The organism is Longimicrobium sp., from assembly GCF_036280135.1.
GTDB lineage: Bacteria > Gemmatimonadota > Gemmatimonadetes > Longimicrobiales > Longimicrobiaceae > Longimicrobium.
This window is the reverse complement of sequence record NZ_DASURI010000028.1, coordinates 1-8,361: the sequence shown is the minus strand read 5'-3', so window position 1 is coordinate 8,361 and position 8,361 is coordinate 1. Positions and strand designations below refer to the sequence as shown.

The 8,361-nt window shown below is 70.5% G+C and carries 6 protein-coding genes and 1 pseudogene; 1 reads left to right on the top strand and 6 read right to left on the bottom strand.

The window, feature by feature from the left end:
* From VFZ20_RS00905 to VFZ20_RS00895, 3 genes and pseudogenes are all read right to left on the bottom strand, one after another.
* Window positions 1–251, bottom strand: a pseudogene (locus VFZ20_RS00905) (N-acetyltransferase); the annotation flags it as partial.
* Window positions 248–1,474, bottom strand: coding sequence for an aminotransferase class I/II-fold pyridoxal phosphate-dependent enzyme (locus VFZ20_RS00900; protein WP_329681925.1), 1,227 nt, complete (start codon window positions 1,472–1,474; stop codon window positions 248–250). The pseudogene VFZ20_RS00905 and the gene VFZ20_RS00900, both read right to left, overlap by 4 nt.
* Window positions 1,474–2,445 carry an NAD-dependent epimerase/dehydratase family protein gene (locus VFZ20_RS00895; protein ID WP_329681924.1) on the bottom strand — a complete coding sequence of 324 codons (972 nt, stop codon included), beginning with the start codon at window positions 2,443–2,445 and terminating at the stop codon, window positions 1,474–1,476. Before VFZ20_RS00895 ends, VFZ20_RS00900 begins: the two co-directional genes overlap by 1 nt.
* A 693-nt stretch (window positions 2,446–3,138) precedes the next feature.
* Here VFZ20_RS00895 and VFZ20_RS00890 point away from each other — a divergent pair.
* Window positions 3,139–4,131 carry a hypothetical protein gene (locus VFZ20_RS00890; RefSeq protein WP_329681923.1) on the top strand — a complete coding sequence of 331 codons (993 nt, stop codon included), beginning with the start codon at window positions 3,139–3,141 and terminating at the stop codon, window positions 4,129–4,131.
* Window positions 4,132–4,520: 389 nt separating this feature from the next.
* Here the strand turns inward: VFZ20_RS00890 and VFZ20_RS00885 are convergent, their stop codons facing one another.
* The 3 genes from VFZ20_RS00885 to VFZ20_RS00875 all read right to left on the bottom strand — a co-directional run.
* Window positions 4,521–5,087: an IS630 family transposase gene (locus VFZ20_RS00885; protein ID WP_329681922.1), complete on the bottom strand. Its 567-nt coding sequence runs from the start codon at window positions 5,085–5,087 to the stop codon at window positions 4,521–4,523.
* Complete coding sequence (locus tag VFZ20_RS00880) at window positions 5,053–5,583, bottom strand: winged helix-turn-helix domain-containing protein (protein ID WP_329681921.1); 531 nt, start codon at window positions 5,581–5,583, stop codon at window positions 5,053–5,055. Before VFZ20_RS00880 ends, VFZ20_RS00885 begins: the two co-directional genes overlap by 35 nt.
* Before the next feature lie 239 nt (window positions 5,584–5,822).
* Window positions 5,823–8,361: DUF5916 domain-containing protein (locus tag VFZ20_RS00875; protein ID WP_329681920.1), on the bottom strand; the 2,539-nt coding region annotated here is incomplete at its 5' end.

The window sequence follows — 8,361 nt, the reverse complement described above, 5'->3', positions numbered from 1 at the left end:
ATGCGCCCCGCCACCCGTCCGCCGCGCTCCGCCAGGAAGTACGCCACCTCGGCGTGCTGGTGAAACGGGTGCTTGTTGCGGTCCAGGACGGGCTCCAGGGCCATCCGCAGGGGCGGGATCCACTGGGGATCGCCCGCGTTGACGGTCCAGGACAGGTCGATGAAGGGCTTCATCGACGCCCCGCGCGGCACCTCGCGGACGACGACGTCCGACGAGGCCGTGCGGGGCGCGGCGGGGGCGGCGGAGCTCACGCGGCGCCCCCGATGATGCCCAGGTGACGGCCCACGCGCTGGAACGCGTCCAGCACCCGGTCCAGCTGCTCGCGGGTGTGCGTGGCCATGACCGACGTGCGCAGGCGGCACGCGTTCTCGGGGACGGCCGGCGGCAGCACGGGGTTGGTGAAGATACCCGCGTCGAAAAGCGCCTTCCAGAAGATGAAGGTCTTTTCCATGTCGCCCGACGACACGGGGATGATGGGCGTCTCGGAGCCCACCGTGTCGAAGCCCAGGTCGTTGAGCCCGCCCCGCAGGTAGTGCGCGTTCTCCCACAGCTGCGCGCGGCGCTGCGGCTCCTGCTCCATCACGTCCAGGCACGCCAGCACCGTCGCGACCGCCGAACCCGGCATGCTGGCGCTGAAGATGAGGGGGCGCGAGTGGTGCTTGAGGTAGTGGATGACGTCCTCCGGTCCCGCCACGGCCCCGCCGATGGAGGCGAACGACTTGGAGAACGTGATCATCGTGAGGTCCACGCGGTCCTGCATGCCGAAGTGCTCGGCCGTGCCACCGCCGTTGGGCCCCAGCACGCCCACCGAGTGCGCGTCGTCCACCAGCAGGCGGGCGCCGAACTCGTCCTTCATGTCCAGCAGCGTTGGCAGGTCCACGATGTTGCCTTCCATCGAGAACACGCCGTCGCTGGCGATGAGGATGCCGTTGGCGTCGCGGTGGCGGTTGAGCACGCGGCGCAGGGCGCCCATGTCGCCGTGGGCGTAGCGGGCCAGCTCGCCCACGGCCAGCTGCGAGCCGTCCAGGAGCGACGCGTGGTTCAGCCGGTCCTGCACGATGACGGAGCCGCGCCCCACCAGCCCGGAGATGATCCCCACGTTGGTCTGGTACCCCGTGCTGAACACGAGCGCCGCCTCGGCGCCCATCAGGGCGGCCAGGCGGCTCTCCAGCTGCTCGTGCAGGTCCAGCGTGCCGTTGAGGAACCGGCTGCCCGTGTTGCCCGTGCCGTAGCGGGCCAGGGCCTCGCGGGCCTTTTCCAGCACGTACGGGTGATGGGTGAGCCCCAGGTAGTTGTTGGAGCCCACCATGATCTTGGTCTCGCCGCGGATCACCACCTCGGTGTCGTGCGACTCCTCGATCGGCTGGAAGTACGGGTACAGGCCGCGGTCCATCATCTCCCGCGCCGCCGTGAACCGGCGGCACTTGTCGAAGAGGTCCACGGTCTGCCGCACCGACTGCTCGATCGTCGCCATCAAACCCATCCGTGTTCCAGGTACCACTGGGCGGTGCGCCGTACGCCGTCGGCCAGCGGGGTGGCCGTTCCGGGCGGAAGGAGCGCGTCCAGCCCCGTGAGGTCGCAAAGCCAGGCCGGGGCCAGCATCTCCTCGGCCTTTTCCTTGTTGAAGACGCCCAGGCCGCCAAACCAGCCGGCCACCGTTCCCGCGGCCCGCACGGCGGCGGGCGGCAGGGGCACGCGAACGGGCTTCGTGCCGAGGGAGTCCGCCATGGCGCCCACGACGGCGCTCCAGCGGTGCTCCACGGGCTCGGCCACGGCGTAGGTGCCGGGCGGGGCGTCGGCCGCGCGGGCCAGGGCGGCCGCCAGGTCCTCCACGTACACCATGTGTGTGCGCAGCTCCGGCCCCGCGGGCGCGGGGGCCAGGCGACGCTTCACCAGGCGAAAGTAGGGGAGAAGGGCGCGATCGCCGGGGCCGTACACGGGCGGCGCGCGAAGGATGACGGTCTGCACCCCGGCCTGCTCCGCCTCGTGCACGGCCGCTTCGCCCTGCAGCTTGGTGCGCCCGTACGCCGTGAGCGGTTCCGGGGTTTCGCCGTGGGTGCGCGGACGGCCGCTGCGCGCGGGGCCGCAGGCGGCGTAGGAGCTCAGGTACACCAGCCGGCGGGGGCGATGCTGCGCGGTGAGTACCCCCCGCACCACGTTGCGGGTCCCCGTGACGTTGGCGCGGATGAACGGCGCCTCGCCCTTGGCGATCGTCAGCGCGGCCAGGTGGAACACCGTGTCGGCGCCGTCGGCGGCGTGCGCGAGCACGTCGACGCTGTCCAGGTCGCCGATGAACCGCTCGGCGCCGGCCTGCTCCAGGGCGCGCGTGTCGCTGGTGGCGCGCACGAGGGCGCGCACCTTCCAGCCGGCCTGGGCCAGCCGTCGGACCAGGTGCCCGCCGACAAAGCCGGTGGCCCCGGTGATCAGTGCGGTTCGGCTGCTCATTGGACGTGCAGGAAGATGCACCGGGGTGGACGAAAGCGCAACGATGCAGGCGTGCCGGGCGCGGCCCGCCGCGCCCGCGGAGAATGCAAAGGAGGACCGGGCGATGACGCCCTGATCCTCCCCGCGCGCGCGTCCCCCGCCGCGCCCCTGGCGCGGCCTGTCTCAACGGCCGCAAACCTAGCTCCCGCGCGGGGTTGTGTCAACCCGACGAGTGATTCGGATGGGGCGGAGACGGAGGGAAACCGAGTCTGTTCAAGGGGCGGAGCCGGGCTGGCCGGAGTTCCGCCGGCGAGCGAAGGTCCTCCCATCCAGGAGCGAATGAATTCGCCGCTGGAAATGCGCGAAGTCCGCCTTCGCGGACTGCCCCAGACAGGGCCGTCCCTGTACACCGGCGCGGCGGTCCGGTCGGTTGAAGCCTCGTTCGCAGAGCGCGTCAGCGCGAGACGGCTTACCGCAGTCCCAGCGGCGGGTTTACCCGCTCCGGCGCGGGGGCAGCCTTGTCTGCGCGATCATCGCCTCACAGTATTGTAATCTGCAACGGTTGCAGTGATCGGCACGCCGGCGCAGGTTGAGGGCATGATGCCGATCCGCATCCATCCCGTTGCCGTGGAAGGGGATGCGGATCAGCCGGCGCGGCGGCGCGCGCGTTGCGCGGCCTGCGCCCGTCTCATCGACCGAAGCCGGAGACTGCCCATGCCCGCTATCCGACACCTGCCCCTGCTCGCGCTCCTCGTCCTGGCCGCCTGCGACGGCGGCAGCCCCACCGGCGGCGGCGAGCCCGGGGGCGAAACCGGCGGCGGGGACGGGGACCAGCCGGGGCTGGGCATCGGCGCGAGCCTGAACGGCCGCCGGCCGTTTCCCGCGGACAACCCGTGGAACCAGGACGTCTCGCGCGAGCCCGTGGACCCCAATTCCGCCGCGCTCATCGCCGCGTGCGGCACGCGCGGGCTGCACGCGGACTTCGGCACGGTGTACGACGGCGCGCCCAACGGCATCCCGTACGTGGTCGTCGCGGGCGGCCAGGGCCGCGTGCCCGTCACCTTCGACTACGACGACGAGAGCGATCCCGGTCCGTATCCCATCCCGGCGAGCGCGCCGGTGGAGGGCGGCCCCAGCGGCACGGGCGACCGCCACGTGCTGGTGATCGACCGCGACAACTGGAAGCTGTACGAGCTGTGGGACGCGCACCCGGTCAACGGCGGCGCCAGCTGGCGGGCGGGCTCCGGCGCCGTGTTCGACCTGGGGAGCAACGCGCTGCGGCCGGCGGGGTGGACGTCGGCGGACGCGGCGGGGCTGCCCGTCTTTCCCGGCCTGGTGCGCTACGACGAGGTGGTGGAGCAAAAGGCCATCCGCCACGCCCTGCGCTTTACCTGCCCCGTGACGCGCCGCGCGTACGTGCACCCGGCGCGGCACTTTGCCAGCTCGCGCACGGACGCCAACCTGCCGCCCATGGGCATGCGCGTGCGGCTGCGCGCGGACTTCGACGTGAGCGGATTTCCGCCCAGCGCGCGGGTGATCCTGCAGGCCATGAAGACATACGGGATGCTGCTGGCGGACAACGGCAGCGGCTGGTACGTGAGCGGCGCGCCGGATTCGCGCTGGAGCGACGACGAGCTCGCCTCGCTCAGCCGCGTGCGCAGCACTGACTTCGAGGTGGTGCGGATGGGCACGATCGTGACGCAGTAGGCTGGGCGAGCGGCGCGGATGGCAGCTGCTTGAACTGCGGGGGACAGGGGACAGGTTACAGGGAACAGCCTGCAACGGCGGACCTCGCCCGGTCCGTCGCGGTGCCCGTGCCGCTCGGGCAGGCGGAGAATCGGCAGGAGCCCATCAACCTCCCCCAGGGGTTTTTGGGGGAGGTGCGAGCCTCGGCGAGCGGAGGGGGCGCTCGCGCGAAGGCCGGCTCCGCGACGGGAAGCCGGCTCCGAGTATCGCAGACAAGATCCTTCGTCGCCGCCGGAGATCACGCACGGACAGACTCCGCGCGGCGGCTCCTCAGGATGACGCTCCTCGGGCTTCATCAAAGGCAGGTTCGCAAGACCCTCTCATACCAAATCCGGGAAAAGACTTCTTGTTCAGTTGAGTGTCGAGGGCCACCAGTGGTAGAAGGTGAGCCCTCGCAGGAAATCCTGCATTTCCGTCATCTGGCAGCAGCGATGGGCGAGCACGGCTTCGAGTTCCTGAATCGATTTGAACGAGCGGTTCGCCAGCGGCTCGTTGCTGATCGGCCATAACCGCTCTGTCGGCTGCAGTTCAGGTGAATAGGCCGGCTGCTTGATGAGCGTGACGCCGGGCGGAGCACGCACCGCATCCCCCGTGTGCCAGCCGGCGCCGTCCAGGACCAGCATCAAGCGCTTGCGCTCGTTGAAGCCCTGCTCCTCGATGAACGCGGCCAGCACCGACGCGAACACCGCCGCCGTCAGCTGGGGAACGATCCAGAACGACGTTCTCCCGCTCTCCGGGTGCACGAAGCCCACCACGTACACCCACTCGTAGCGCAGCCGCACCACGGCTCTGGGACGCCTGCCGCGGGGTGCCCACACCCGCCGCAGGATTGGAATGAGCCCTACGCGGTGCTCGTCCATGCCCCAGAGCTCGACCACCGCTTCAGGGTGTGCCTGGCGCTCCTGGGCTACGCGCACGGGGAGTTCCTTCTTGAAACGCCTCCTGTGCGTCGGGATCGCCCTCCTTGTGGCTGGGCCGCGGGATCTGCGGCGTGTGTCCCACCCGGCGCAGGTACTCCCACCCGCGTTGCGGCAGCACCGGCTTCCCCAGCTTCTCGGCCATCCACCGCGCCACCTCGGGCCCGCTCCACAGCCCGCCGCGAGGGGCTGCCCCCTCAAGCACCACGGGCAGTTCGGCTTCCTGCTCTGGAGAAAGGAGCGGGCGCCGTCCCGAATGGCCACGGCGCCCGTCCAGAACTGCTTCCGGCCCGCCGCGGTTGTAGCGGCGAACCAGCGTCCGCACCCAGTCAGCGGTGTACGTAGTCACTTCCGCTACCTCCTCGGCCGAGTCGCCCTTCGCGACTAGCCACAACACCTGCCAGTGCATCTTCTCGGCGGGGTGCGTTGCGCTGCGGTACCGCTGCTGAAGCTCTTCCGTGCTTAGATGCCCTTCTACGCGGATACGGCGGCTCATGCGGTCGCTCCTGAGGAGGGTAGTCGCAGGTCCTGCGCGCTACTCTCCTCAATGTAAACACCGCACTCCAGAACTCCTAATCTTTTTCCGGATTCGGTATCAGGATGACGCGAGTCGCGCACGGCGAGGGAGAGACATCGGCCCTAAACGAAGAGCCCGCCCCGGGATGCTCTCCCGGGGCGGGCTCCGTCGTATCACCCGCAGTTGCAGGCTATTCCCTGTTCCCTATTCCCTGCCGTTCAACTGCCCAGCCAGTAGGTCGCCTTGACCACGAACACGTTGTCCGGCCGCGCGTCGAAGATGGCGCCCGTGTCGCGGCGCAGCTGGAAGTCGCCGAAGGGCTCGTCGCCGCTGCGGTTCTGCTGCCAGACGAAGAACAGCGTGCTTCCCGGGCGGTACTCCCAGCGCACCACGGCGTTGCCCCGCAGCGACCGCACGTTGAAGGCGCCGTTGCCAAAGCGGAACTGCTGGTCCGTGGCCGGGTCGGCATCCGTGTCCAGGCGGTACAGCGTGGGCCGGCCGCCCGCGTCGCGCTCCACCACCGACAGCTCCCCGGGGGTAAAGTCCCGCGTGTCCGTCGTCCCCGGCCGCGTGTACTCCTTGAAGTCGCGGTAGTCGCCCGTGGCCACGAACGGCTGCGCGAACAGCTCCAGCGACAGCGTGGGGCTGAAGGTCCAGTTCACCCGCGTGTCCAGCGACACCACGTGCTGCTCGCGCTCGGCAAAGACGAAGCGGCGGCCGTAGAAGTCCGTGGCCAGCGGGTCGTTGAAGCCCGTGACGAACGCCGTCCGGTCCGTCTCGGCAAAGTACGACGGGCCAAAGCTCACCTGCACGTTGGTGCTGGGCTTGTAGCGCACGCTGGCGTTGGCCTCGATGAAGCTGCCGCCGTCGGCCACGCCGCCAAAGCCCGTGCTGGTGCTGAACACCACGCGGCGGCGCGCGTCGGTGTTGATGCGCGGCTGGATGTACCAGCTGGCCTGGCGCCGCACCAGGGCGCCGCCGCGGGTGGCGCGGTCGTCGTACACCTCCGGGCGGATGTGCCCGTACAGCCCCAGCTCCCAGTACGAGGGCAGGGTGATCTCGGCGTACTGGTGATACTGCCCGTCCGTGACGTCGCCGTCGAAGTTGTACTGCCGCTGGGCGCCCACCGAGAGCCAGATGTTGCGGTACCAGCTGCCCGGCTGCGTCCACTGGCGCACCAGGTTGCCGTTGAACCACACGTAGTCGGCCATGGAGAGGAACGCCATGTCGTTCACCTCGAAGCCGGGGCTGCGCACGTTGGCCTGCGCCTCCCACAGCCAGCGGCCCGTCTCCTTGCTCATCCGCGCGTAGCCGCCCCAGCCGCGCAGGTCCGTGGCGCCGGGGTCGTACCCGTCGCTGAACAGGCGGCCGCCGCCGTCCTGGCGGTCCGGGCGCTGAAAGTAGCGGGCGCTGGAGCGCTGCAGCCGGCCGATGGCCAGCGAGTCACCGGCCACGTTGCTCATCGCCACGTTGCCCATCAGCCGGTACGTCTGGTTCTTCCAGTACAGGTTCCAGTCCGCGCCCACGGCCTCGGCGTGGGTGGAAAGCTGGCCGCGCAGGGCGTCGTCCGTGCCGTCGAAACGGCGGATGACGCTCGTGGCCATGACGCCCCACGTGCGGTTGCCGCCGGCCGTCGTGCGCCGCACGCGGCCCAGCAGGTAGTTGGTGAACGGCTCCACGCTCACCTCCTCGGGCGTGCCCTCCAGGGTGCGCACGCGGGCCACCTCGCGGGCCGTCACGGCCTCCAGCGCGCCGATCTGCCATCCGCCCTGCGTGCGCCCCGTGAGCTTGGCGGCGCCCAGCAGCCGCGCGTTGCTGGGCATGTCGCTGAACGCGTAGCCGTCCGGCACCCCGCCCTGCGGCGACCGGCCGATGCGGCGCGAGTAGAACAGCGACATCCCGTTGGCGTTGCTGCAGTTGAAGCAGTTGAGCCCGCCAAAGCTGAGCAGCCCGCTGCCCTCCACGAAGAAGGGGCGCTTTTCGTCGAAGTAGCTCTCGAAGGCGCTCAGGTTCACCCGCGCGGGGTCCTGCTCCACCTGCCCGAAGTCGGGGTTGATGGTGGCCGAGAGGGTGAGGTTGCCGCCCAGCAGGGCCCGCACGTCCGCCCCCACGCGCATGTCGTACGCCTGCGCGTCCTGGAACGGGCTTCCGGGCTGCGACGGGGTCACGTACGCCGCGCGGGCCAGGGCGTACGGCATGATCTCCACGCCGCGCGGGCGGTGGTCGATGCGGATGCCGGCCAGGTGGCCGTAGCGCGCGGGGCTGTTGTTCTCGTTGCGCCCCACGAACGACCACAGCGAGCCCTCGTTCAGCCGCTGCACCCAGCGGGCAATCTGCAGCCCCCACGTCTGGTCCTTGGCGCCGTCAAAACGCAGCTGGCTCCAGGGGATGCGCATCTCCGCCGTCCACCCCAGGCTGTCCACGCGCGTCTCCACCTGCCACACGGGGTCCCACGAGGGGTCCGCGTTGGGCGAGGCCTGGCCCGCGTCGTACTTGACGCCGGAGGCGTTCACGCGCAGCACGGTGCGCCCCGCGTGGTCGTGGTAGGTGTCGAAGGTGAGCTCCAGGTAGTCGCTCTCGCCGCCCTGGTCGCGGCGGGTGAGCTGGCGCGTGACGCCGGCGGCGCCCAGCGAGTCGTACATCCGGGCGCCCACGTACAGCGCGCCGTCGTCGTAGGCAAAGCGCACTTCCGTGCGCTGGCCCGGCTGCCCCTCGTTGGGCTCGCGCTGGCGAAAGGCCGAGGCCGGGTCCGGCGTG